Below are 24786 nucleotides of genomic sequence, written 5' to 3'. Positions count from 1 at the left end.
CGGTAAGAAGAGGTGGTAAATTAATGATAATCCAAGCCCCCGTAGCTCAGTAATGGATAGAGCAAGGGATTCCTAATCCCTGGGTCGCCCGTTCGAGTCGGGCCGGGGGCACCAGTAAATACAAAGGGTTAGCTAAGTTGTCAACCATTTTTAATTTCTTTTTAGAAAATTTATCCCACCATTATCCCACCTCTTCCAAAGTGGGCTCACCCCGCGGTGCACGGCGCAGCCGCTCCCCCCCGTGGCTTCTTTTTTGGCAAAGGTTGATTTGATCCGGGACGCAACAGAAGAGATTGCTGATGGATTGAAAAAAAATTAACAGCTGCACTGAAGATGAGGCTTTTAGGAACCCTCAGCCGCCTCGCTAATGGGTTGACTTTCCCGGGCCTGTCCGGGACCTCAGATTTTGCCGTTATTGTATTTTAAATGTCAATAATTTACAACAGTTAACTGGCGGAGGGAGTAGGATTCGAACCCACGGACCTTTCGGTCAGCGGTTTTCAAGACCGCCGCCTTAAACCACTCGGCCATCCCTCCGTAATTGAATTTTAACCAATCCCCTGGACCACTGTCAACGTGTGTTACCCTTGGGACATACCTCTGACTCAGATCTGAGGCTCCTAAAGATTTGGGTGATAATGGCCAAAGAGAAATTTTAAATAATTTTGGGAAAAATACTTATACTGCGGTGATTTTTATGATCTAATAAAATTCAGATCAAATGAAATCAGGATATTTGATGAACATCTGGAGGTGCCTTGATTTACGGCCCGCAGGATAGCCGTCTCGTCAGATGTTCATGGCCCAGAGCGCCAATATTGTAAATTAATCTGAACGCTCCAGCCGAGAATCGGGAGCTTTCTTTCTCAAGCCATCGCCTAAATTTTTTGATTATCGCTATGATTTAAACCGACACCATGTTTGGCTGGTAGTGGGTTCAGACATCATAAACTAACAACAGGTTATCGAATATAATCTTGGGAGTAAGATGTTAACCGAAAGACAAGCCCAGGATCTGGAGGAAAGTCTCCGGCAACGCTATGAACTGGATTGGGACCAGGCCCGGGTGCGGGACCTAACCCTGAAGATTCTATACATCAAGGACCTGGAGACCCATCTGATAAGCCAGATTGAGGCTGGAGCCTGGTCACTGGAAAATTTCCCTTACTGGGCCAAGGTTTGGGAGTCGGCCTTGGTGTTGGCAGATTTTATGGTGGCCCAGGAGCCAGTTCCGGGCCACCGGATTCTGGAGTTGGGGGCCGGCTTGGGTTTTGTCGGTCTATTCGCTGCAGCTCGAGGGCATTTGGTCACTCTTACTGACAACCATCCTGATGCCCTGGCCTTTGCCACACTAAGTGCCTACTATAATAAACTTACCAACGCAACCATTCAGTTCCTGGATTGGCATCATCCTGAGCTGGGTCAGGCTTATGACTGGCTCATTGGCTCGGAACTCCTTTGTAATCCTAAATTTTTTGATTCCCTGATCGAGCTGTGCCACCGCTACCTGGCTCCCGGAGGACGCGTTTATATCACTCAGACCGCCCATTTCAAGGGCCAGTATCACTTCTTAGAACTGACCCAGAATCGCTTTGTGGTGCGCTATCGGAAAAAGACCCTGCGTCTCGACCAGGAGCCGAAAACCATTCTCTTTTTTGAATTGCGCCGCCCCGAATAGCTCAACCTCTTCCTACGAAGCCGCGGTCGGATCAACATGCTTTGAAATTATCGAGAGGCCGCCTAACTGGCGAGCCGGTCATACCTTTCAAGACCCTCCGAAACCGATAGTGACCTGATCCCCCTGGACCACTACCGGGACCCGGCGTTTACCCCCGGTCAGGGTCAACATTTCTGTCAAAGCCTGGGAATCCTGGATTACATCCAGATAAACGATGGATTTGCCTTCCTTGCCCAGAGCCTCCCGGGCTCGCTGGGTAAAAGGTCAAGTGTGCTTGCCGTAAATTTTGATAGTTTCGGTCATGACGCTCACCTCTTTAACTAACTTGGCCCAAAAAATAAACGCGCGTAAAGAGGAAATCTTCCATATTTAAGATAACCAAAGGATTTTCGGAAAGAGTGTACTGGACCCCTTCCAGGCGTTGGTTGACCTTTTCTTTCAGGTGGGCCAACAAATCATCGGTCAGTTGGGGGTGCTGGGGAACGGCTGCGGTCAGAAACTGACGAAAGACCTCAAAATTCCGCAGGGCCTCGGCCTGACTCTGTCGACGCAGGATGATCCGCAAGGGTTTCAAGCCATCACTGTAATAGTCGCCGATGTCTTCAAAATGCTTCTTGATCTGATTGGTGGACCATTGGCACATTTCCCGGTAACGCTGGGCCTCGGAACCGGTAAGATTGTCGGTGGCCAAAGTAATAAAATTGATGTCCGGGGAAGCGGCGGAACTGCCCGCGATATGGGTAAACCGGACGGTTAGGATGGGGTACCGGGGATTAGTTAAAACAAATTTCTGGATAAGTCGCTGACCAGGCCGGTCCGATTCACTCTGATGGGTCACCTTCCAGCCTTGCTTCTCCAAAACGTGCAACACTCCAGCCGCCCCCGGCGCCAATCGCCCCAGTTCTCGGAAATCCTCACTTTCCAGTCGCCTTGGAGCTATCTTGTAACCATAATCACCGACCGGTGAAGACTTCCGGGCCGCCAGCGGAGCCGAGCTAGGAGGCCGAGGCCGCCTGGTTAAGATTAGCCCAGGCGACGGGTGGCTTTCCTCGCGGGTCTCTGGATTCAGACCGATAACGAATTGGACCATGCCGCCAGGCCCCGGACGGAGTTGACGCCAGAAAACGTACGGACGGCCAGGAATTAGATCAAGGATAATCCGTACCCCTTTCCGGCCAGGAGTAAACAAAGTGCGGACCTGCCGGACCAAAGCCTGATCTCCCGGCAGATCTAAGGGCAGATGAGCCGCCACCGCGTTCGGGAAGATGATTATTAATTGGGGAGTGCTGACCGCAGTCACAGCCGATACCCGAGCCTCCACGGACTGGGTTAAGATTACGGTCAATAAGGTAGTATCCTGCACGCGGCTCAGTCCTAAGCGGAGAACTCGCGGGTCGGCAGGCAGGGCCTGTAAAACTCCAAGTCCCAGAAGCCAAAGCAGAGTCAATCCCCCTAAACGTCGCAGGTTTGCTTTTTTTACCAAATTGATCCCCATGGGTAGATTTGCCACGTCGGAAATGGCTATGCCTGCTTTTATTAATGAGTTATCGTGCTATTTTCTCCCAGATAGCTAACCACGGCTCCAAGGGGTTTTCCCGACTCTTATCCTCCCTCGGGCAGGCGCTTAAATTCCAGCCGCTTACCACCCGGCCTAATATCACCCGAGAGGTCCAGAAATAACTTCTCACCTACCGGAGTGCCGATAATCACCCCTCCGCCTTTGGTATGGAGCCAGATGTCGCCATTTTTGACTTCCCAACGGAAGGATACCTCCTGGCTTTCTATGGTCCAGGAGCCTTCACCGTCGGCTTTAAGTTCCAGAAATATCTGCTTGGGAGAAGGCTTTTTGACCTCAGCTACGTATTTACCCGTATAGGGGGTTCGTGATTTACACCCCAAGGCCCCACAAATGAAGAGGACGGCCAAGGCCAGCCACAGAATTCGGTATACCCTCATATCTTTTTCTCCCGTAAGATAAAGCCGCCCCGGTCAAAGATAAAGAGACGATCATAGAGGATAATCTGTATAGCCATGATCAACATCCCCACATCCCGGATGACCAGCCACCAGTCGAGAGGTTCGCCCACGGCCTCGAAGCAGCCGCAGTTAATTGGGGTGCCCTGAACCAGGTTGATGACAATGGCCACTGTAAAGACGATCAATAAGGCACCGATGATTGAGGCTGCGGCCCGGGTGCGAATACCCAGGATCAGGAACAAGCCGGTAACCAGCTCAATCCAGGGCATAATCACCGCCATAAAGTTGACCCCCAGATAGGGAACCAACTGAAAGCCAGCCACATTCTCGGCAAACTCACCGGGATAGACGATTTTATACATAGGGGCGACGATAAACGAAGTCCCCAGGACCAGACGGAAAACAATGGCGGTATAAGGACTGCGCCATATGGCAGCCAACAGGTTAATCATAATTCAGGGCTCCGTCGGATAATTGGTTTTTTCCCAAGCCGTTACTCCGGCGTCCAACACTTTGACATTGGTGTGCCCGCGCAATATGAGTTTGCGGGCCACATCGTCGTCGTAATGCCGGCTGATGTTACGGCCATAGACAATCAAGGGTTTGTCTTTATCAACCTGGCTGAGACGCATGGTATAAATAAAATCAAATAATGGCAAGGGCAGATTAACGGCCCCCTTAATATGCTTCTGATCGTAAAAGTTGGTGGGCCGGGCATCGATAAACAGGGCTTGCTGATGACTGTAGTCATTATAGGCTTGGGCCAGGTCGACCCGGGGTACTGGTTCCTGAGCCCAGAAATGGGGCACCAGGGGGATACCATTAGGATTGGAAAAGTTAAAGATGATTGCCAGAATCACACTCAATCCTAACAGCAACATATAATCGAACCAGGAGATTTCCCGCACCCGGACCTGCCGCACCACCTGAGTTTCCAGGCGTTTGTCACCTTCCACCAGCCATTGCGTCAACTGCCTGATGATCACACGGGCTAATTGCGGGTTGTCATCCAGCAGTTGGTCAAACTCGGCGCGGGTGATCTCGATAAGCCGGGTCTCTTCCAGTGTCTCCACCGAGGCGGTGCGAGGCTGATTGGTAACCAGGGCCAGTTCCCCGAAATAGGCTCCCGGCCCCAGGACGGCAAGTTCGGTGCGGATGTGGTCTCGGGTCTCCCGGAAGACCTGAACCTGTCCCTGGCGAATGACGTAAAAATGTTCCGGGATCTCACCCTGTTTGACGATCAGGGTATGGGCTGGTACGGTCTTTTCTTTCCCGATTTGGGAGATCTTCAGATGCAGAGGAGACGACAGGTCCGCCGAGTGACTGGATTGGGCCTCACCCCGATCTCTTATCTCTTTTTCCTCGTTTGCCATATTGGTGTCATCCTGTAGGCGGTTGATAACCGTCTGGTTCACCAGCTAGTCGCATAAATCTGCAGGCTGATCCGACCAAGTTTTCACCCTTTCGAATTTTTTCGTTCACGCGACCTTACGGGTCAGTTTTTTCAAGCGATTGACGCGCTTGCGCAGGATGGTGATCTTACTGCGAGGCTCTCCGGCGGCAATCGCGTCCAGTTTGGCTTGGCGCAAAGATTTAACTTTCTCTTTGATCTCCCGGACATTGATCGTCCGGGCGGTCTTTTTGCCTTCGTCCTGGATGCCCTTGACCTGCTTGATGGCAGCCAGCAGTTCCTCTTTGTTCATGCCGTGCACGCCGATAATTTCACCGCCTAAGGAAAGGGCATATTCACGCAGTTCTTTGGCGGTCATCCGCTCCAGGGGTTTTTCCTTTTTGCCTTTTTTTTCTTTTTTGGCCATAAAAATACTCCTCATTTTCCATTAAATAATTACTCCGACCCTGATTTTGCCGTTTTAGGTAGGAAGGGGCTGACCAGATCAATGGGAATGGGGAATAAAATAGTGGAGTTCTGCTCCGTGGCAATCCCCGCCAGGGTCTGCAGATAACGCAATTGCAGGGCGATGGGTTCTTGGGCCATAATATCGGCGGCTTCGTGGAGCCGTTTGGCCGCCTGGAATTCACCTTCGGCCGCAATGACCTTGGCGCGGCGTTCCCGCTCGGCCTCCGCTTGGCTGGCCATGGCCCGTTGCATTTCAGGGGGTAGGTCGATAGCTTTGACTTCCACCAGGGTCACCTTGATGCCCCAGGGATCAGTATGTTGGTCTAAAATGCTGGCAATCTGGGAATTGATTTTCTCCCGTTCCGAAAGCAGGTCGTCCAACTCCACCTGGCCGCAGACGCTTCGCAAGGTAGTCTGGGCCAGCAAGGCAGTGGCCTGAAAATAATCCTGGACCTCGATTACCGCCTTCCGGGAATCCATTATTCGGAAATAGACTACGGCGTTAACCTTGACGCTGACATTGTCCTTGGTAATGACATCCTGAGTCGGAACATCATAGGTCACCATCTGCAAGTTAACCTTCCTCATCTGATCAATAAACGGGATCAGGATAATCAGTCCCGGACCTTTATCCCCGGGCAAGGCTTTGCCCAGACGGAAGATTACCGCTCGTTCATATTCTTTTAAGACTTTGACTGCACTAAGCAAAAAAATTACCACCAAGATCAAAATAGTTAAGGGCCAGATGCCTATCATAGCAATTCTCCTTTTATGATGATGTTACCCGGCGGACCAGGAGTTTCAGATTTATCACCTTTACCACCTCGACAGGTTCCCCGGCGGCGATGGGTTCCTCGCTCATTGCCGTCCAATATTCTCCATGGATAAATACTCTCCCTTCCGGAGCGAGCGCCGTCCGCGCCACCCCTCTCTCTCCGACCAGGCCGGCTGCGCCGGTCGAGGGTTTGCTCATCTGGGCCCGAAGGACCAGAATAGTCACACCAACAAAGAATAAAGAGATAATAATGACCGTTGGTAAGAGGATTTCCCAGGAAATTCCCATGCCAGCCTCACCCTTCCGAAGCAGCATTATCGAACCCAGCAACAACGATGCAACTCCAGCCACGGCAAGCAACCCATAGCTGGTTACATAGATCTCCAATAGAAAAAAAATGAAGGCCAACAGAATTAATAATACCCCGGTCATGTTGATCGGTAAAGTCTGAAAGGCAAAAAAGGCCAGGAGCAGGGCCAGCGCGCCCACCACCCCGGGGAAAATTACTCCGGGATGGGCCAGTTCAAAATAGAGCCCGGCCAGGCCAATCATCATTAAAATAAAAGCAATGTTAGGGTCGGCGATGCGCTTCAGGATAGTGATCCGCAGACCCTCTTTAATCGGAACCAGGTGGGCGTTAGCGGTCTGTAACTTTATAATGCCTTTCCCGATCCTTATGGGTCGATTATTTACTTGGGCCAATAACTCATCCAGATCTTCGGCCATCAGATCAATGACCTTGAGACGCAGGGCTTTATCAGCCGGAATAGAGGCGCTGTGGCGCACCGCCTTTTCCACCCATTGTTGGTTCCGCCCCCGCTCCTTGGCTAAAGACTGGACATAGGCCACCATATCGTTAACCGCCTTGCGAGCCATAACCTTGTCGGTCTGCTTGATTCCCAGGGCTACCGGAGTGGCGGCGCCGATATTGGTGCCAGGTGCCATGGCGGCAACGTGGGCGGCCATAGTGATCATCAGTCCGGCCGAGGCGGCCCGCGCCCCCTTGGGTGAGACATAGACCAAGACCGGGATCTTGGCATTGATAATCCCCTGCACGATCTGTCGCATTGAGGTATCCAGACCCCCGGGAGTATCCAGCTGGATGACCAGGGCATCTGCCCGGGCCTGTTCAGCAGTGCGGATGCCATCCAGGATAAATTCGGCCAGCCCGGGATTGATCGACCCGGTGGCCGACAACACATATATGGTTGGCCTGGGGATTGCCTGAGCCGGTGCCCAGTTCGAGAGGCCCAGCAGCACAATAAGGAAAAATACGACCCTACGCCCCATGGTGTCCCGAGCCATAAACCGCCATCACTTTTTGCATGTCTTCCCAGGTCTTTTTGCGTTCCGCCGGAAACCGCAGCAGATAGGAGGGATGAAAAGTGGGCATTAGTTCAATATCCTGCCACTTCTGCCATTGGCCCCTCAGTCGGTTCAAGGGCACCGGGGTCCCCAATAACACCTGCGTGGCGATGCGGCCCAGAGTACAAATGATCTGTGGCTGAATGGCCTGAAGTTGTTTTTTCAGAAAGGGCAAACAGGTGTTGATTTCATCCGCTTCCGGATTGCGATTGCCAGGAGGACGGCATTTAACGATGTTCGTGATATAGACTTCCTGGCGTCGCAGCCCCAATCTGTCAAACAGACGATCGAGTAATTGGCCGGCCGCGCCCACAAAAGGCACTCCTTGCAGATCTTCTTCCTCTCCTGGAGCTTCGCCGATAAACACCAGCCGGGCATGGGGGTTCCCGGCCCCAAATACCACTTGTTTACGAGTGCGGCTCAACTTACAGCGCTGGCAGTCTTCCAACTCGGCCCGGATTTCTTCTAAGCTCAGAACTGACTTCGGTTCTGAAGGAGAAATCCTGGCGCGGTCAGCTTCCGGTTGGTCCTGGTCGGTCAGCCTGGCACCGGGTAAAGCCGCCAGCCCCAGTCGCTGTTGAAAGGCCAGCCAACCCCGCAACTGGGCTACCAGGCGAGACAATTCTTTCCGCAACGGCTCAGACATGACCAGTCCCAGACCGGCTGCCCGGCCACACGGTCGCCACCCAATCCAGGACCCGGTCCGCCACCTCTTCCTTGGAAAGCAACGGCAAGGGCTCCACCTGGCCGTCGCGGTGGATCAGGGTGACTTCATTGGTATCGACCGCAAAGCCGGAATCAGCTCGGTTGATATCGTTGGCAACGATCAGATCCAGATTCTTGCGTTTCAGTTTTTGCAGGGCGTGGCTCTCAAGATCATCGGTTTCAGCTGCAAAGCCTACCAGAATCTGGCCGGTCTTCTGCTTGCCCAACTCCAGCAAAATGTCGGGATTATGGTTGAGTCTGAGGATCATTTCCTCGCCGCCGCGCTTAATCTTGGTGCCGACAAAGCTGGCCGGTCGATAATCACTGACCGCGGCGGCCATCAACACTACATCCGTCTGGGGGAAATGCTCCATCACCACTTCTTGCATCTCCAGGGCGGTGCGGACCATAAAGCGCGTCACCCCTGGCGGGCAGGGTTGTGTTGAAGGACCGCTCACCAGCCAGACGTTCGCCCCCCGGCGTCGGGCCACCCGGGTCAGGGCATAGCCCATTTTGCCGGTGGAACGGTTGGTCAAAAACCGCACCGGGTCCAGGTCTTCGTGAGTTGGCCCAGCCGTAACTAAAATCTGGCAGCCCTCCAGATCTTTAGGAGTCAAGAGCGCTGCCACCTCCTCGACGATGTTAGCCGGTTCCGGCAACCGCCCCCAGCCCTCCGCCCCACAGGCCAATACTCCCGCCGCTGGCGGCATTATGTGAAATCCGGCCCGGCGGAGACGATCTAAATTATCCTGAACCATTCGGTTTTCATACATTTTAACATTCATCGCCGGGCAGATTAACACCGGCCGGATGGCGGCTAAGAGCAGAGTGGTCAGCAGATCATCGCCGATGCCCGCCGCCAGTTTGCCGATTAGGTTGGCCGTCGCCGGGGCCAGGACAATGGCGTCCACTTCCTGCCCCAGGCTGACATGTTCCAGTGGAACCGTGCCGGGACCAAACAGGGCGGTGCGGACCGGCGACCCTGACAGTGCTTCAAACGTTAAGGGGCTGATAAATTCTTGCGCACTCCGGGTCATCACTACTTGGACCCCAGCCCCTGAGGTAACCAGCAAGCGCACCAGTTCGGCGGCCTTATAAGCCGCGATGCCGCCGGACACGCCTACCAGGATTTTTTTTTCTCTCAAGATCTTTGCCATAAAGGAGGCTAATTTTTAAGAAACCTTGGCCGCAATCCGAACCTTCCCATTTCCTGACCACTAAACTTCCGGGAAATTAAAAAAAAGGATTGTACTTGCGTTCCTGGCCCACGGTAGTGGCCGGACCATGACCGGGCATGACCAGATAATGGTCCCCCAAGGGGAATATCTTTTCGCGCACCGATCTGATCAACTCTTCGAAAGAACCGCCGGGAAAATCAGTCCGCCCGATGGACCCGGCAAACAAGGTATCACCAACATAGACGATCGGATCATTTTGCATTACCAGAGAGATGCCCCCTGGTGTATGTCCGGGGGTATGCAGAACTTTGAGCTGATATTTGCCAAATGTCACCAGGTCTCCCTCATTCAGCAAGATATCAGCCTCAGAAGGGCGCACCCGGCCACCGGTAAAGAACAGGGCTTCCGCCGAGGGTTGGCTGAGCATGGTCGCGTCGGCCGGGTGAATGGCAATCGGCGCGCCGGTAGCCTCCTTCAGCGGCTGGTTGGCGTCGACATGATCGAAATGCCCATGGGTGTTGATGATCATCTTTAATTGCAGGTTCTTGCGCTGGAGGGTGTCAAGAATCTCCGGAGCATCGCCGCCGGGATCAATCACTACTGCTTCGGCAGTGTCTTCGTCCCCCAAGATATAACAATTGACTTCTAACAGGCCTACCAATAAGACTTCTTGAATCATTTTTATTCCGTTAGTTGATAAGGGTTTTTAGGAAAACCAACACATTCTGACCCCCTGAATTCCGAAGTAGCAACCGAAACCGAGCAGAAACAGGGCACAAAACACCATAAAGCCATGATAAAGGCGATCGGACAGGAACTGTTTCCCCTGGGCCACTGCCAGGGACACCAATGAGTACCAGCCCAGGTCGGCCAGAATATGGCCGAAAAAGAAAAAGGCAATACCCCAGAAACCATATTTATAGGCAAACATCACATATCCCAGTCCCAGGGTGAGCCACCAGATAAGCCAGTAAGGGTTGGCCAGGCTCATCAGTATTCCAGCCCAGATCGGGTGTATGCTGCAGCTGTGGTTCTGATTCAGGGACGGTTGCGCCTGTCGGGCCTCTTTAAGCAGGCCCAGACCCATCCACCATAACAGGCCGGCCCCCATCAGGGCCACCCCACCCATAATATAGGGCTGGTTGACCAGAGCTCCGACTCCCAGCAGTAACAGGATAAGCAGCGTGAACTCTAGTAATCCGTGTCCCAGGATGATTAGCGGCCCGGCCCAAAAGCCTCGACGACTAGCCTCAGTGATGGTAATGGTCAGCAGCGGTCCGGGTATCAAGGCCCCGGAAAGGGCAATCAGAAATGAAGAGCTAAAAATGCCCAAAAGGACAAACAGAATTTCCATAGCTGATAGCTAATGCAACCGGTTCGACAAGCCCTGGTTCTTCATAAAAATCCAGCTTATATTAACATACCGGGTTTTCAAACCAAAGGAAAATCAAAAGCGCTTGGGAAGCTTTAGTCTTTATGGTCTTTTGAGAACCGACATTTTTCAGAGTCTGATAATTTGACCGCCAGCTTCCTAAAGATCGATAAGCTTAAATGGTCATTAATGGGGTTTGGCGGTAGGCAACCGAATAGTTACCGTGGTCCCGACGTTTTCCTTGCTCTCAATGGAGATCTCTCCCCGATGTTGGGTAATGATTTTATGAACAATGGGCAACCCTAGACCGGGTCCGGAAGGCTTGGTAGAAAAGAAGGTATCAAAAATATGGGGTAACATATGGGCCGGGATGCCCTTGCCATTATCCGCCACTTTGACCTCCACCATGTCATCTCGGGGCGCGGTACTCAGTTTCAGACGGCCTCCGAAAGACATGGCATCCAGTGCGTTGGCCACCAATTGTAGGATTACCCGCTTCATGTTACCCACATCCATAGTCAGGGGCGGAAGGTTTTCAGTCAGCTCCACCTTGAGGTCAATGTGCTTTTCTTCAATTTTAGACCGGATAATTCCCAAGGCTCCCCGGACGACCTGATTGATGTCCTGTTCTTCCTCTCTGGGAATAAAAATTACTGAGGTTTCCACAACTTCCCTGACCATCTTTTCCAGGCGTTTGGCCTCCTTAATGATGATCTCCGCATAATTTCGAGTATCAGAGCCTTCGGGTAGCTTTTTCAGAAGCAGATGGGCAAAACCACCGATGGCATGCACCGGATTGCGAATCTGGTGGGCCACCTGTTGGGCACTGCGGACCGCCCCGCCCAACTGTCCGGCCAGAGACTGGAAAAACTCCACGTGCTCCCGGGCGAAATAGCCTTTCTGACTGCTGGCTGCGGTCAAGACTCCCAAGGCCAAGGTTTCCGTGGTAATCGGGGCCAACACAAAAGAGGCCATGGTTTCCTCTTCCAACAATCCTTCCAGGCGATCTCTCCCCATCAGAGAGGTATCCGAAACCGAAATGACCTGGGGGGTCAAAAGACATTGTCCCAGCAGGGTGTTGATTTCCGGCTTTACTGACAAGACCGGGGCCAAACGGGTCAGGCCCCGATAACTTTTGATGACTAACATCCCCTCATCGTCTAACAGTCGGACTGAGCACTTTTCTACCCCTAAGCGTTCGACCAACAGGTCCAGCACGCCCTCGATAAGTTCGGGCAGGTATAAAGTTGACGTCAAGGTTCGGGCCGCCTCATATAGCACCGAGAGTTCGGCGACCCGCCTTTTGAGTTTCTGTTGACTTTCTTCCAGGGAACTCGAGACCTGTCCGAAGAGATCAAAGACCCCTTCCATGCGGGAGCCTAAGGAAGATAAGTAGCCCTCCATGATTACCCGAGCGGCCGCCGGTCCGATCGAACCAGCAATAGTCCGCTCGACATAGGCCTGGAGCTGGAGTTTTTCCCGATCTCCCCAATCTTTTTCAGGTATTTCTACTTGCGTCAAGAAGGCGCGCCGAGCTTCGGCGGCCTTTTGGTTGCCGATGAATTTCTCCATGAAGCGGGTAAATTGATCCAGATTGGGCAGGTAGGTATATCGCCGTTCCAGCGGCATTCCTTCTTCCAGTTCAAAGACATCCACAAATCGCCAGGCCTGTTCTTGTTCCAGGGGACTGCTGGCGGTCAGCAAGGAAACGCTCAAAAAAGTCCCAATGTTAAAAAATAAGGACCAGAAGAAGGCGTGAGACAGAATGTCGAGACCGGTCAGACCCAAAAAGGCGGTGGGCTTGAGAAAAGCCAGGCCCAAAGGGCCAAATTTTAGGATGTCCGTCGAAAACATCCCCGCTTCAACCAGGTAGGGCAGGACCAAAGTATAAGCCCAGAGCAAGAAACCTGACCCCAACCCGGCAATTGCCCCGTATCTGGTGGCTTCTCGCCAATACAAAGCCCCCAGGATGGCGGGCGCTAATTGTGCAACCCCGCAAAAGGCAATCAGTCCCATATCCACCAGCATGGCGGAGGGGCCAATCAGGCGATAAGTGATATATCCTAAAAGGATCACCAACAGAATGCCAGATCGTTTGGTGGCCAAAAGATAGGGGGGCAGGCGGTCCTGCAACTTGAGCCGGATGGCCAGCGGCAGCACCAGGCTGTTGAGGAGCATGGTACTAACCGTGATGGAGGTCACCGCCACCATGGCCGTCGAGGCCGACAGCCCGCCGATAAAGGTTAACAGGGCCAGATAAGGATGGCCACTTTGGAGCGGGATTCTAAGGACAAAGGTGTCGGCCTGAGAAGGGGGAAAACCGAGCAACAAGCCTCCGAAGGCAATGGGCATGACAAACAGATTGATCAACAACAGGTATAAGGGTAAAAGCCATATGGCGGTCAGGATGTGCTTTTCATCAGTGTTCTCCACAACTGCCATGTGAAACTGGCGGGGCAGGAAAAGTATGGCCCCCATGGCCAGAAAGGTTTGGACCATGATCAATAGATAGCTGTCATGAGCGCCGGTGTTGATTTGAAGAAGCTGACGAAATTGCGGCTGCTGGCTGATACTCCCAAAAATCTCTCCCCAGCCCGGAAAAATGCCGTAAGTAACCACGACCCCGATCGCCAGGAAGGCCAGGAGTTTGATTAAGGATTCAAACGCCACCGCCGCCACCATGCCTTCGTGGCGTTCGGTGGGGTCCAGGTGGCGAGCTCCGAATAAAATCCCAAATACCGCCAGGACCAGGGACACATATAAGGCCGTATCGTGGTACACCGGGGTGGTGAGCGGTGAGATGACCTCATGGTAAGTCAAGATATTAAAGGTATCTGAGACAGACTTGAGTTGCAGGCCGATATAAGGAACCACGGCCAGCAGGACCCCCAGGGTAACCAGGGCTCCCAGGAAGGTCCCCTTGCCATAGCGTAGAGTGAGGAAATCGGACATGGTGGTCAGGTTGTTGTCTTTGCAGACCCGGAGCATCTTGCGCAACACAAACCACCAGAAAAAGGCCATTATGGTGGGGCCGAGATAGATGGTGAGAAAGGTCGCCCCCTGGGTTGCGGCTTTGCCGACGCTACCAAAAAAAGTCCAGGCCGTGCAATAGACCGCCAGGGAAAGGGTATAGATATAAGGATTGGCGATCACACTCCGGCCCTGGGCCCGCCGCCGGTCGCCGTAATAGGCGATGGCAAAGAGCAGCAAAAGGTATCCAAAGGCAATGACCGCTACCAATCCGGGACTGAGCATCACTCTTCTAAAGTCGTCTGGGCTTTTCCCTCTTTGGCAGACAAATGGCAACTAAAAGCGCAAAGCCCGACAATGGCCAGAATCCAAATCCCAAAGAGGTACCAGATCAGAGTTGGTACCCCTAACAGCATTTGCTCACGGTTAAAAATCTGCAGCAGAGGGTAATTCAGAAAGAAAAAACCCAGGATTCCAAGCAAGACCAAAAGCTTATCCTTTTTTGTCATGGCGGCGGGCATTCTTTCTGCTAACCTTCCCTAATTGACTAGATGAGGGGGATAACTCGGTTATTATTGCCCCACAAGCCGACGCAGAATATTCCTGCATAAGTTTATACTTTATAATAGCGTACTTATCGCGGGGAAACAAGGGGTCAGGGACGTGGTAAAGGCAAGCCCGCGGGGCAACTCTGATCCAATACCGATTAGCTTTCAAATGAGTAATTTTATCCTTTATCCCCTCTCCCCCGCTGGCGGGGGAGAGGGCGAGAGGGAGACGGGGCCGCCCCGGAGGCCATGTTCAACCAGCTAAACGGTCTGAACCTTGCTGAACGCCAGATTCTCAAATCGTTCGTAGCGGCCACGCATTGCCCGGGATAAAGCCAGCCCCAGGCCGGGTTCCATAAAATTGCGGTCGGTATCGACAAACAGTGCTGGCAGGCCGTTTCTACCAATGGCAGTTGCCACTTTCAGGGCATCGCTGCGAGCATCCGAACTGAATAACGGGACATTAGGATTGCCGTCTGAAATCACCACAATGATGGGGATCAGGCTCTTCTGGCGCTGCAGTTCCATTCGGGCTAGGCGCAAGGCCAGCTGCAGAGCATGGGCTAGCGGGGTTTTCCCCCCGGTCGGTAAAGCACGCAGTCTTTTTTGGGCCAGGGTGATACTGTTGGTCGGCGGCAATAAAACCCGGGCTCGAACCCCATTAAAGGTAATCATGCCGACCCGATCGCGGCGCTGGTAAGCCTGGATCAAAAATGATAGAGCCGCCTGCTTGGCCGCGGCCATGCGTTGGGCCGCGCCCATCGAGCCGCTGGCATCAACGACCAGTAACATGAGGGTCTGGGTTTTGCCGTGGCGGACTTTATAACGCAGATCATCGGTGCCGATGTCGATCTTGCCGTTCGTCAACCCTTGGCCGTTCGCCACCGCGGCCCGGAGGGTGGCATCGAGTGCCAGGTCCGGCACCTCACCATAAGGAAAGCGGGACCGCAGATATCGGCCATAATAACTCTGGGTGGCAGTAGCCAACCGCCGCCCGCGTTTGCCGTGATACTGACGGGGAAACAGGAAGGATAATGGTTTTAGCTCAAAGGCGGGGGGACAGGCGACCACATAGGCGCCTTCCGGGACCGGTAAATCTCGCTTTACCGGCTTTTTTTTTCCACCGGGGGCGGTATGGACTCGCTGCTGGAGGCCGCCTCAATCTGCTCGGCCAGCCTGGCCGTGTCGATTTCCTCGTCCTCCAGAGGATTGCCTACCAACCGGTGCCGCAGGGCGAAGACCGCAGCCCGTTTGATGTCGGCGACTCCGATGGCGGTCCGGCCGTCCAGGGCGGCCAGCGCGCTGGCCGCCTGGATGGTAACCAGATCCGCCCGATGCCCCTCGGCCCCCATGGTCAGGGCTAGATGCACAGCCAGAGAGAGGGCAGCCTCGCTAACCTGGACCGCAGGAAGAAGGGCCTTGGCTCGTTCGAGCCGATGCTTCAACTCAGCCTCGGATTGTTGGTGGGCAGCGATATAGTCTTCGGGGGCGCGCTCAAAGGCCAGCCGATTGTTAACAATGGCAGCCCGGGCAGCGGGATTGATCAGCCCCTTGACTTCGACGCAGATACCGAAGCGGTCCAACAACTGGGGCCGTAATTCTCCCTCCTCGGGATTCATGGTGCCCACCAGGATAAAGCGGGCCGGGTGAGCTACGGAAACCGATTCCCGTTCCACTATATTGACGCCACAAGCCGCGACATCCAGCAGCACATCGACCAGATGATCTTCCAGCAGATTGACCTCATCGATATAGAGGATGCCCCGATGGGCCCGAGCCAACAGGCCGGGTTCAAACCGCTTGCGGCCGGTATGGATGGCGGCTTCCAGATCCAGCGTGCCCAGCACCCGGTCCTCGGTAGCCCCTAAAGGCAGGGTAACCACCGGCACCGGCTTGCAGATCACCGGCAGGCCATTGCCTTGGGCCCGGCGGCGTTGACAGTCCTCGCAGAGGCCATCCACCCCTTGAGGATGGCAACCATAAATACAGCCGGCCACTGCTTCCATTTCCGGCAACAGGGCCGCCAAAGCCCGTACCGCGGTGGATTTGCCGGTGCCTTTTTCACCCCGGATCAGCACTCCTCCAATGGCGGGATTGACGGCGTTGATCAGCAGCGCCAGTTTAAGATCTTCCTGCCCGACAATAGCACTAAACGGGAAGAGCGGGAAACGGGAGCGCATAATGATTTATTGTTACCTTTCCGGGAGCGGTAGTCAAGGGTTTTGAATATCCTTGCTTTTTAAAGTCCCATTCCTCGGCCATTTTAAAAAACGACAAAAAAGGTTGACTTTTTGGGCTGATGGTGCTATATAATTATCGAGTTATGTCAGGCGAGAGCCACCCAGACTCAACTGGGTGGCTTTTTCTTTTGGGGAGCATGATGCGGCTGCTAATCATCGACAATTATGATTCCTTTACCTATAACCTGGTGCAATTGTTCTATGAATTCGATCTGGAGGTGCTGGTCTTTCGCCATGACCAGATTACCCTGGGGGGGATTGAGAGCCTCAATCCGGATTGGCTATGCATCTCCCCAGGACCCAAGGCCCCTAAGGACGCGGGAATCAGCAAGGCGGTGATCGCCCATTTTGCCCCCCAATTGCCTATCTTGGGGGTCTGCCTGGGAATGCAGGCCTTAAACGAAGTGTTTGGCGGCCAGACCGACCTGGCACCAGTACCGGTGCACGGTAAGCGCTACCAGGTGTTTCATCAAGGCCGCGGCATATTTGGCGGTATACCTTCGCCTTTTTGGGCTGCCCGCTACCATTCCTTGGCCGTAGACCCCCGATCCGCGGACCTGGAGGTCACGGCCTGGGCTAACGATGGCGTAGTCATGGGACTTAGTCATCGCCGCTATCCTTTGCATGGCGTCCAGTTTCATCCCGAGTCTTTCCTTACCGAATACGGCAAGGAGCTGACCGTCAATTTTCTAAGACTGGCCCCGGTGTTCGGAAGCACGACAGGGTGGCGCCAGGATTCAACTCGCCTTTTAAAGGACGGTGTTAATGTGGGGCAAAATAACTGATCTCAAAATTGCCTCGATTCCGCCGCCGAACGGGGTTACCGGACTGGCCGAATGGTTTGCAACCCGGCGGACCCAACCCTATGCCATGTTGCTGTTGAGCGGCGGGGACCTGGACTGCGCCCGCTATTCGGTGATGGGCTGGGACCCGTTTCTGGTCCTGCGGGCCAGGGGTAAACAGCTTAAGATTCAGCAAGGTAACCGCTACCAGAACCTGGTCGCCGACCCCTTCAATGTGCTGGAGGAGGTGCTGGAAGCCCTGGAACTTCCCGACCCCTTGCCGGTGTTTCCGTTTGCCGCCGGTGGCTTGGGGTTTTTGGCCTATGATCTGAAAAACCACCTGGAGCGCCTGCCCACCACCAGCCACGACGATCTGCAACTGCCGGAAATGGTCCTGGCCTTTCCGCGTCATCTGATCGTCCATGACCGCTATCAGCACCGCTGCTGGCGGATCAGGCTGAAGTACGAAGCCGCGCTTAAGGGGTCAGTGGAAAGGCAGCGGCAATCCGCGGCGGAGTCGGAGGTTTTTCCCGGGCAGGCGCACTTGGGAAATTACCGGGTGGGGGCCTTGCAGAGCAACTTCAGCCATGAGGAGTATCTAAGGGCCGTGGGCCGGGTGCGCCATTATATCCGCCAGGGGGATGTCTATCAGGTCAACCTGTCCCAGCGATTTTCCTTTCCTTTGGCCGGTGATCTTTATACTCTGTTTTTACGGCTCTACCAGCTTAATCCAGCTCCGTTTTATGCCTATCTGAATATGGGGGATTTTCAAGTATTATCCACCTCCATGGAGCGCTTTCTGTTCCGGCAGGAGGATTATCTGGAAACCCGGCCCATCAAGGGCACCCGGCCCCGCGGCGGCACCGCGGCCGAGGATGCGGCGCTGCGGCAGGAACTGCTCAACAGCCCCAAGGATGACGCCGAACTGTCGATGATCGTCGATCTGCTGCGCAATGATCTGGGCAAAGTCTGTCAGGCCCGCACCGTCATGGTCCAGGAGCACAAGCGCCTGGAAGCCTATCAGAACGTCTATCATCTGATTTCCATTGTCGAGGGCCGTCTCCGTCCTGAGACCACTCAGGTGGATATCCTGCGGGCCACCTTTCCAGGCGGTTCGATCACGGGCTGTCCCAAGATTCGAGCCATGGAAATCATCGATGAACTGGAACCCACGGTGCGCCACGTTTATACCGGCGCTATCGGCTATCTGGGACTGCACCGCAACCTGGATCTTAACGTCGCCATCCGGACCGGCATCTGCTATCGGGGAAGATTCTATTTTTCCGTGGGCGGCGGCATTGTTTACGATTCCCGGGAAGAAGACGAATACCTGGAGACCATCCACAAAGGTCAGACCCTGTTTAGTATTATCGGCCAGGGCGGCGTCCAGCAGACTACCCCGAGGGAGACCAGATTGGGCCAGGCCGAGGCCTGACCCGCGCATAGAACTCCTGATATAGACAGGTTGAGTAATGAGGTAAAAGGTAGACGCCTTCAATGGAACGGGAATTCATCTTTGTCAATGATCGGCTACTGCCGGCTCACGAAGCCCAGGTCTCGGTAAATGACCGGGGCTTCCTTTATGGCGATGGTTTTTTTGAAACCATGCGTGCCGAAGCCGGGCGAGTGTTATTCCTCACCGAGCACCTGGCCCGCCTGGAGGCCTCCTGTCGGCAATTTCAGATCAAATTGCCGCCGGAGATCCCATGGACTGACCAGATTCAGCAGTTGTTGGCTCAAAATAACTTAAACGCTAGATTGGCGATGGTAAAAATTCTGGTTACTCGAGGGCAAGCCGTCGGGCTGGGATTACCCGCCAGTGACCATCCGACCACCGTCATCTTTGCGCGACCTTACGAGCCACCAGAGGCGGCGGAATATCGGCAGGGCTGGCCGGTAGTGACCTTTCCGGAGAGCCGGGCCAGCTTCTTGGGCCGCCACAAGAGCCTGAATTATCTGTTCTGCCTGGCGGCCCGGCAATATGCCCTGGATCGAGGGGGGCGGGAAGCCTTGATCCTGGAGCCGGATGGCACCATCTCTGAGGGGGCGGCGACCGGCCTGCTCTTTGCGGAAACCGGAAGTTATTTTATCCCTCAGACCGCCAGTGGCCTGCCCAGTGTCACGGTGGCCATGGTAAAGCGGGCTCTGACCCGGCGGCAGATCCCAGTAACCGCAGTTCCCACTACAGTAGAACGCCTGGACCAGGCCCAAGGAGTGTGGCTGGCCAATTCTCTGATGGGGTTGTTGCCCGTAGCCTCGCTGGATGGCCGGGACCTGACTCGCTCGCAACAGACAGTATTTCTCAATCAGTGCCTGTGGTCAGAGGCTGGCTAGGGTCTGACGCAGCTTCTGACCTACTTTCGGCATTTCCCCTGGCCGGTATTCCCCCTGCGGAAACAGGTGCAAATCATCATCATAAAAGCGCGGAATCACATGCAGGTGGGCATGAAAAACCACCTGCCCGGCCGCAGGAAAATTATTCATCCCTAGATTGAACCCTTCGGCCTGAAAGGCTATTTGCAAGGCCCTGGCCACCTGCCGACAGACCTGGCCCATTTCCAGCCACAGGTCATCGGGCAGATCCAGCAGGTTCTCATAGTGATCCTGGGGAATCACCAGGGTATGGCCATAATGCACTGGGGCAATGTCTAAGAAGGCATAGACCCGCTCGGTGCGCAGAATCGGCACCGAGGATAAGCGACCCGCGGCAATCCGACAAAAGATACAGTCTGAATTAAACATTTTTCTCCCCTGTTCAGTCCGGCAATGGTATTATCTGCTAGAGGATAAGGAGGAGCCTGTTAACCTCTGGCTGCTACTGCCATATTAATCATGCCATTATGGGGTTTCGCAACAATATTTCCGACTAGGGGTGGATTATTATGAGCCGAATAAAAGACCTGCAGCCCTTATTGGCTAGCCTGGTGGCCGAAATGGAAAAAACCGTGTCCTATGCCGCGGCCCTGGCCCAGCACACCGAGGGCGAGTGCCTGTGGATGGACAGCCGGGAAGCCCGAGCTGAGGCTTTGGACCGCCAGCAGGGAGTGGTGCTGACCGTTTTCACCGGGCGCAGCTTTCTGGAATATGCCTTGAGCGGCCTGGCCGATCCTGATTTTTGCCCCCGGCTCTCCCAGGGGGCCCAGACCCTGGTCAATGTGGCCCTCCAGGAAGGCCTGGTGGAGACCGGATTAACCATTGATCCCGGTACTCCGTTGACCAAAGACTTTGCCGTCTTCCCCATCCTTGATCCAGCCGAAATTCCGTTGAAGGACAAAATGGCTGATCTGACCAAATTACGGGATCAGCTGATATCCGGCGACCCCTCGGTAGTGAACGCCACTGCGGCTTATCTTCAGGTGACCACCCGGGAATTATTTGTCAATCGGGCCCGCAGTCTCTATCAGGAGTTGCCCCGGGTCCAAATGGTGGCTCAGATCGTATTACGTCAGGATGATCGCACGGCCCGGCTGCATACCGGCCATTGTTATCAGGGTGGTTACGAGCATGCCCGCCTGGCTCCGGAAAAAATAACCAGATTGCAGCAGGATGCCCGCCGCATTCTGATGGCCCCGCGGCTGGCCCCAGGGACCTACGATTGCATTTTTTCCCCGGATTTTGCTGGCATTTTTGCCCACGAGGCCTTTGGCCACGGCACCGAAGCCGATCTATTCCTGCAGCACCGCTCTCGGGGTCAGGAATTTTTGGGCCAGAAAGTGGCTTCCCCGCTGGTCAATCTCTATGATTCCCCTGTACTCCCTGGCCAGGCCGGTAGTTTCTTTTTTGATCATGAAGGCCAGCTGGCCAGCGCCACTCAGATTATCCGTGAGGGTATTCTCGTCCGGCCGATCACCGACCTGAATTCGGCCTCCCGGCTGGGCCTGCCGCGCACGGCGAATGGCCGGCGGGAATCTTTTGCCCGCAAGGTTTATGCCCGGATGACCAACACTTATTTCGGTCCCGGCCGCCATAACTTTGAGGATATGCTGGCCGATATCGAGTTCGGCTATTTCCTGGATTATCCCTCTAACGGCATGGAGGACCCCAAAGGCTGGGGTATCCAATTGGAGGGGCTTTACGCCGAGGAGATTCGCCAGGGGCAATTGACCGGCCGGGTTTATTCCCCGGTGATAGTCACCGGCTACGTGCCCGACCTGTTGCAATCTATCACCATGGTTGGTAATAAAGTGGAAATCACCGGACTGGGCACCTGCGGCAAGGGTCACAAGGAATGGGTCAAGGTTTCGGATGGCGGCCCTTATTTACGTTTACGGGCCCGCCTAGGTTAAGCTCAAGCATTTGTTACCCAGGTTCGGGTTAATCAATTCTGCTTAAAATAAATGTTTTCACAGGAGTTTTTATGAGAACAATATGGATCGGCATTTTCGGTTTGCTGTTTTTAATAACTGGTTGTAGTAGCGATCTTAAGGCTACTAACTCCCAGGTGGAGACGGCGGCGGGTGATGCCCTGGTAATTACTGGGACAGTGCGCTATCTGCCCTTTGAGGGCGGATTTTTTGGCATCGTAGCCGACAACGGGGAACACTATGATCCGATGAACTTAGACCGCCAATTTGCCGTGGACGGCCTTCGGGTAAAAATCAAAGCCAAATTGCATCCGGATCAGGTTAGCTTTCATATGTGGGGGAAAGTTATCGAGATCATCAGCATCGAGAAATTATCGACTGGCGATTCTTAACCCGCAACTCGTTTTAGGGCCGTCCAAAAAAAGGTTTACCCCAAGTTGAAAGTATGCTAAGTTCGGACAACTGTTTGGTCCCCACTCATTAAGTGATTCTGTTTATGGCCATGTAATTGGTTGCCTGGCGGGTCAATCAGCCACAACCATACAAGGCAGTCGGACCAAAAAAATATGATTAATATTCCAGCGGCCAGCTTTTCTCCCGGCGATAAAGTAGTAATAGCAGCCTCGCATCTGCAGGACCTGGCGCAGGCCCTGGGTAACCGGGGTTTTACCCTGATCGGGCCGACGCTCCGCAACGGCAATCTGGTGCACGATGAACTAAAGGCTGTCACGGACTTGCCCATAGGCTGGACGGTCGAGCAACAGGCCGGGACCTTTCGCCTCAAACCCAGGCGTGACCAAGCCTTTTTTGGCTTTACGGTCGGGCAACATTGTTGGAAACCATTTTTGTTGCCGCCCCGACAAAGACTATGGCAGGCTCGCCGACAGAGTGACGGTTTTGAGGTTCTTCCCCATCAAGAAGAGATCCCTAAATTTGCCTTTATCGGGGTTCGGGCCTGTGACCTTAACGCCATAGCTGTCCAGGATCGGATTTTCTTACAGGGACCATATATTAACCCAGTTTATCAGGCTCGGCGGCAGGCGGCGTTTATCCTGGCGGTAAATTGCACCCAGGCCGGGGGCAATTGTTTTTGTGCTTCTATGGGTACCGGGCCTCAGGCCATTTCGGGCTTTGATCTGGCCCTGACGGAAATCCTCAACGGCGCGGACCATTACTTTCTCATCGAAGTGGGCACTGCCCGTGGAGCCGAGGTTTTAACGGAGGTGCCCCATGAAGCCGCGACTTCAGAGATCCTGAGGCAGGCAGAGAGTCTGGTGCAGGCCGCGGCGGCGCAGATGGGCCGTCACCTGGATACCACCGGCATCAAGGAACTGCTCTATCGTAACTACGAGCATCCTCGTTGGGAGGAGGTGGCCCGTCGTTGTCTGACCTGCGGCAATTGTACCCTGGTCTGTCCTACCTGCTTTTGCCAGACGATCGAAGATGTCACGGATCTGACCGGCCAGCAGGCTGAACGCTGGCAGCGCTGGGATGTCTGTTTTACCGCCGCCCATTCCTACATTCATGGCGGCAACATCAGAGCCTCGGCCAGATCTCGCTATCGCCAGTGGCTGACCCACAAACTGGCAACCTGGATAGACCAGTTCGGCTGTTCCGGCTGTGTCGGCTGTGGCCGCTGTATCACCTGGTGTCCGGTAGGCATCGATATCACCGAAGAGGTCCGGGCCATCCGGGAAAGTGAGGAAAAGGAGTAGCCCATGGAATCGCTGCAGTCCATCCTGGCCGAACATCCCTTCTTAACCGGCCTGGAATCAAAACACCTGCGAATGTTGGCCGAATGCGCATCTCTGGTTAGTTTCAGTTCGGGCCAGATGATCTTTACCGAAGGTCAGGCCGCCACCCATTTCTATCTGATCCGCTACGGCCGGGTAGCCATCGAGATCCATACCGCCCGGCGGGGATCGATTACCCTGGCCACCGTTGGGGAGGGCGAATTCTTGGGCTGGTCCTGGATTGTTGCGCCGCACCGCTGGCATGTTGATGCCCGCGCCATAGATTTGACCCGGGCCATTGCCTTAGATTTCCACTGTGTGTTGCACCATTGTGAGACCGACCATGATTTAGGTTACGAATTCATGAAACGCTTTGCTTTGGTGCTGGCTCAAAGCCTCCGCTTCCTCAAACTGCAATTGGTGGATGTCTATGGGACCTAAGCTCGAAGCCCGAATGTCCCAAGCCCCGGGTCATCTGAATCCAATGCAGCCCCAACTCTTTCAGATCCGGCGGGTCCGTAAAGAAACCCGGGATACCTTTACTCTGGCCCTCCAACCGACCTCGGGAACCGCGCCGTTTTGTTTTTTGCCGGGTCAATTTAATATGCTCTATGCCTTTGGAGTGGGAGAGGTGCCCATTTCGATTAGCGGCAACCCGGCTGATCCTCAAACCCTAGTCCACACTATCCGCGCCGTGGGCACGGTGACCAGATCTATCCAACAATTAAAGCCGGGCGGCATCCTGGGGGTGCGGGGGCCTTTTGGCACTCATTGGCCGGTAGTCGAAGCCACCGGCTATGATATGGTAATTGTCGTCGGCGGGCTGGGGTTGGCCCCGCTGCGTCCGGCCATTTACCATATTCTGGCCCAGCGCCACACTTACGGGAATTTTGAATTGATCGTCGGGGCCCGCACCCCGGGTGATTTGCTCTATTACCAAGAACTGGAAAAGTGGCGGGGCCGCTTTGATTTCCGGGTGCATGTTACCGTGGACAGTGCCGGGCCGGAGTGGCGGAATAATGTCGGGGTGGTGACTACCCTGATCCCCCGGGCCCGCTTTGACCCCTTGCATACCGTGGCCCTAATCTGCGGGCCGGGGGTGATGATGCGCTTTACCATAAAGGAACTTCTGGAACGCGGTGTCAAACCGGAAAACATCTACCTTTCCATGGAACGCAACATGCAGTGCGGGATCGGCTTATGTGGCCACTGCCAGCTCGGACCATATTTTATCTGTAAAGACGGTCCGGTGTTTTCTTATCAGCGGATCCAGAAATGGTTTGAATTGCGAGAGATTTGAC

General features: G+C 54.3%; 25 protein-coding genes and 2 tRNA genes. 10 read left to right on the top strand and 17 right to left on the bottom strand.

Features of this window, described 5'->3' with window-relative positions:
* The first annotated feature begins 35 nt into the window (after positions 1 to 35).
* Positions 36 to 114, top strand: a tRNA-Arg gene (locus JRG72_07155).
* Between the two features lie 337 nt (positions 115 to 451).
* On the opposite strand, the gene JRG72_07150 is transcribed toward JRG72_07155, so the two are convergent.
* Positions 452 to 537, bottom strand: a tRNA-Ser gene (locus JRG72_07150).
* Between the two features lie 451 nt (positions 538 to 988).
* Between JRG72_07150 and JRG72_07145 the strand changes: the two genes are divergently transcribed.
* Positions 989 to 1678, top strand: a complete 690-nt coding sequence (locus tag JRG72_07145) for a methyltransferase domain-containing protein (GenBank protein MBW2134992.1) — start codon at positions 989 to 991, stop codon at positions 1676 to 1678.
* 87 nt (positions 1679 to 1765) lie between these two features.
* On the opposite strand, the gene JRG72_07140 is transcribed toward JRG72_07145, so the two are convergent.
* The 15 genes from JRG72_07140 to JRG72_07070 all read right to left on the bottom strand — a co-directional run bounded on the left by JRG72_07140 (position 1766) and on the right by JRG72_07070 (position 16606).
* The gene (locus tag JRG72_07140; protein MBW2134991.1) at positions 1766 to 1915 is read right to left on the bottom strand and encodes a hypothetical protein; all 150 of its coding nucleotides are present in this window, start codon (positions 1913 to 1915) and stop codon (positions 1766 to 1768) included.
* Between the two features lie 79 nt (positions 1916 to 1994).
* On the bottom strand, positions 1995 to 3161 hold the full coding sequence (locus JRG72_07135) for a hypothetical protein (protein MBW2134990.1): 1167 nt from the start codon (positions 3159 to 3161) through the stop codon (positions 1995 to 1997).
* Between the two features lie 119 nt (positions 3162 to 3280).
* Positions 3281 to 3634, bottom strand: a complete 354-nt coding sequence (locus tag JRG72_07130; protein ID MBW2134989.1) for a hypothetical protein — start codon at positions 3632 to 3634, stop codon at positions 3281 to 3283.
* Entirely contained in the window at positions 3631 to 4107 is a 477-nt protein-coding gene (locus tag JRG72_07125) for a DoxX family membrane protein (protein ID MBW2134988.1), read from the bottom strand. The genes JRG72_07130 and JRG72_07125 overlap by 4 nt, the downstream gene beginning before the upstream one ends.
* A 3-nt stretch (positions 4108 to 4110) precedes the next feature.
* Positions 4111 to 5028, bottom strand: a complete 918-nt coding sequence (locus tag JRG72_07120; GenBank protein MBW2134987.1) for a cyclic nucleotide-binding domain-containing protein — start codon at positions 5026 to 5028, stop codon at positions 4111 to 4113.
* Between the two features lie 105 nt (positions 5029 to 5133).
* Entirely contained in the window at positions 5134 to 5472 is a 339-nt protein-coding gene (locus JRG72_07115; GenBank protein ID MBW2134986.1) for a transcription termination factor Rho, read from the bottom strand.
* A gap of 29 nt (positions 5473 to 5501) precedes the next feature.
* On the bottom strand, positions 5502 to 6269 hold the full coding sequence (locus JRG72_07110) for a slipin family protein (GenBank protein ID MBW2134985.1): 768 nt from the start codon (positions 6267 to 6269) through the stop codon (positions 5502 to 5504).
* A gap of 13 nt (positions 6270 to 6282) precedes the next feature.
* Complete coding sequence (locus JRG72_07105) at positions 6283 to 7593, bottom strand: nodulation protein NfeD (GenBank protein ID MBW2134984.1); 1311 nt, start codon at positions 7591 to 7593, stop codon at positions 6283 to 6285.
* A complete protein-coding gene (locus tag JRG72_07100; GenBank protein ID MBW2134983.1) occupies positions 7568 to 8299 on the bottom strand; it encodes a uracil-DNA glycosylase in 732 nt (243 codons plus the stop codon). The genes JRG72_07105 and JRG72_07100 overlap by 26 nt, the downstream gene beginning before the upstream one ends.
* On the bottom strand, positions 8292 to 9506 hold the full coding sequence (coaBC, locus tag JRG72_07095) for a bifunctional phosphopantothenoylcysteine decarboxylase/phosphopantothenate--cysteine ligase CoaBC (protein ID MBW2134982.1): 1215 nt from the start codon (positions 9504 to 9506) through the stop codon (positions 8292 to 8294). The genes JRG72_07100 and coaBC overlap by 8 nt, the downstream gene beginning before the upstream one ends.
* Positions 9507 to 9591: 85 nt before the next feature.
* Positions 9592 to 10215 carry an MBL fold metallo-hydrolase gene (locus JRG72_07090; protein MBW2134981.1) on the bottom strand — a complete coding sequence of 208 codons (624 nt, stop codon included), beginning with the start codon at positions 10213 to 10215 and terminating at the stop codon, positions 9592 to 9594.
* Between the two features lie 27 nt (positions 10216 to 10242).
* A complete protein-coding gene (locus tag JRG72_07085; GenBank protein MBW2134980.1) occupies positions 10243 to 10890 on the bottom strand; it encodes a LysE family transporter in 648 nt (215 codons plus the stop codon).
* Between the two features lie 204 nt (positions 10891 to 11094).
* Positions 11095 to 14163, bottom strand: coding sequence for a GAF domain-containing protein (locus JRG72_07080; GenBank protein ID MBW2134979.1), 3069 nt, complete (start codon positions 14161 to 14163; stop codon positions 11095 to 11097).
* A gap of 524 nt (positions 14164 to 14687) precedes the next feature.
* Complete coding sequence (locus JRG72_07075) at positions 14688 to 15497, bottom strand: VWA domain-containing protein (protein ID MBW2134978.1); 810 nt, start codon at positions 15495 to 15497, stop codon at positions 14688 to 14690.
* Between the two features lie 32 nt (positions 15498 to 15529).
* Entirely contained in the window at positions 15530 to 16606 is a 1077-nt protein-coding gene (locus tag JRG72_07070; GenBank protein MBW2134977.1) for an ATP-binding protein, read from the bottom strand.
* Positions 16607 to 16803: 197 nt separating this feature from the next.
* On the opposite strand from JRG72_07070, the gene JRG72_07065 reads away from it, so the two are divergent.
* The 3 genes from JRG72_07065 (at position 16804) to JRG72_07055 (ending at position 19782) form a co-directional block, all read left to right on the top strand.
* Positions 16804 to 17451 (top strand): aminodeoxychorismate/anthranilate synthase component II, encoded by a 648-nt coding sequence (locus tag JRG72_07065; GenBank protein MBW2134976.1) that lies wholly within the window; start codon positions 16804 to 16806, stop codon positions 17449 to 17451.
* A complete protein-coding gene (locus JRG72_07060) occupies positions 17432 to 18883 on the top strand; it encodes an anthranilate synthase component I family protein (protein MBW2134975.1) in 1452 nt (483 codons plus the stop codon). The genes JRG72_07065 and JRG72_07060 overlap by 20 nt, the downstream gene beginning before the upstream one ends.
* 62 nt (positions 18884 to 18945) lie before the next feature.
* Positions 18946 to 19782 carry an aminotransferase class IV gene (locus JRG72_07055; protein MBW2134974.1) on the top strand — a complete coding sequence of 279 codons (837 nt, stop codon included), beginning with the start codon at positions 18946 to 18948 and terminating at the stop codon, positions 19780 to 19782.
* Here the strand turns inward: JRG72_07055 and JRG72_07050 are convergent.
* Positions 19768 to 20190 (bottom strand): HIT family protein, encoded by a 423-nt coding sequence (locus JRG72_07050; GenBank protein MBW2134973.1) that lies wholly within the window; start codon positions 20188 to 20190, stop codon positions 19768 to 19770. The two genes, JRG72_07055 and JRG72_07050, sit on opposite strands and share 15 nt — an antisense overlap.
* Before the next feature lie 140 nt (positions 20191 to 20330).
* Between JRG72_07050 and JRG72_07045 the strand changes: the two genes are divergently transcribed.
* The 5 genes from JRG72_07045 (at position 20331) to JRG72_07025 (ending at position 24785) form a co-directional block, all read left to right on the top strand.
* Positions 20331 to 21734, top strand: coding sequence for a TldD/PmbA family protein (locus JRG72_07045; GenBank protein ID MBW2134972.1), 1404 nt, complete (start codon positions 20331 to 20333; stop codon positions 21732 to 21734).
* Between the two features lie 71 nt (positions 21735 to 21805).
* Entirely contained in the window at positions 21806 to 22144 is a 339-nt protein-coding gene (locus JRG72_07040; protein MBW2134971.1) for a hypothetical protein, read from the top strand.
* A 174-nt stretch (positions 22145 to 22318) separates the two neighbouring features.
* Positions 22319 to 23467, top strand: a complete 1149-nt coding sequence (locus tag JRG72_07035) for a 4Fe-4S dicluster domain-containing protein (GenBank protein ID MBW2134970.1) — start codon at positions 22319 to 22321, stop codon at positions 23465 to 23467.
* A 3-nt stretch (positions 23468 to 23470) separates the two neighbouring features.
* Entirely contained in the window at positions 23471 to 23926 is a 456-nt protein-coding gene (locus JRG72_07030) for a cyclic nucleotide-binding domain-containing protein (protein MBW2134969.1), read from the top strand.
* Positions 23916 to 24785 carry an FAD/NAD(P)-binding protein gene (locus JRG72_07025; GenBank protein ID MBW2134968.1) on the top strand — a complete coding sequence of 290 codons (870 nt, stop codon included), beginning with the start codon at positions 23916 to 23918 and terminating at the stop codon, positions 24783 to 24785. The genes JRG72_07030 and JRG72_07025 overlap by 11 nt, the downstream gene beginning before the upstream one ends.
* The last annotated feature ends 1 nt before the right edge of the window (position 24786 follow it).

The organism is Deltaproteobacteria bacterium (assembly GCA_019309545.1).
In the GTDB taxonomy this organism is placed as follows: Bacteria; Desulfobacterota; Desulfobaccia; order Desulfobaccales; family Desulfobaccaceae; genus Desulfobacca_B.
This window is presented reverse-complemented; position numbering and strand designations above follow the sequence as displayed.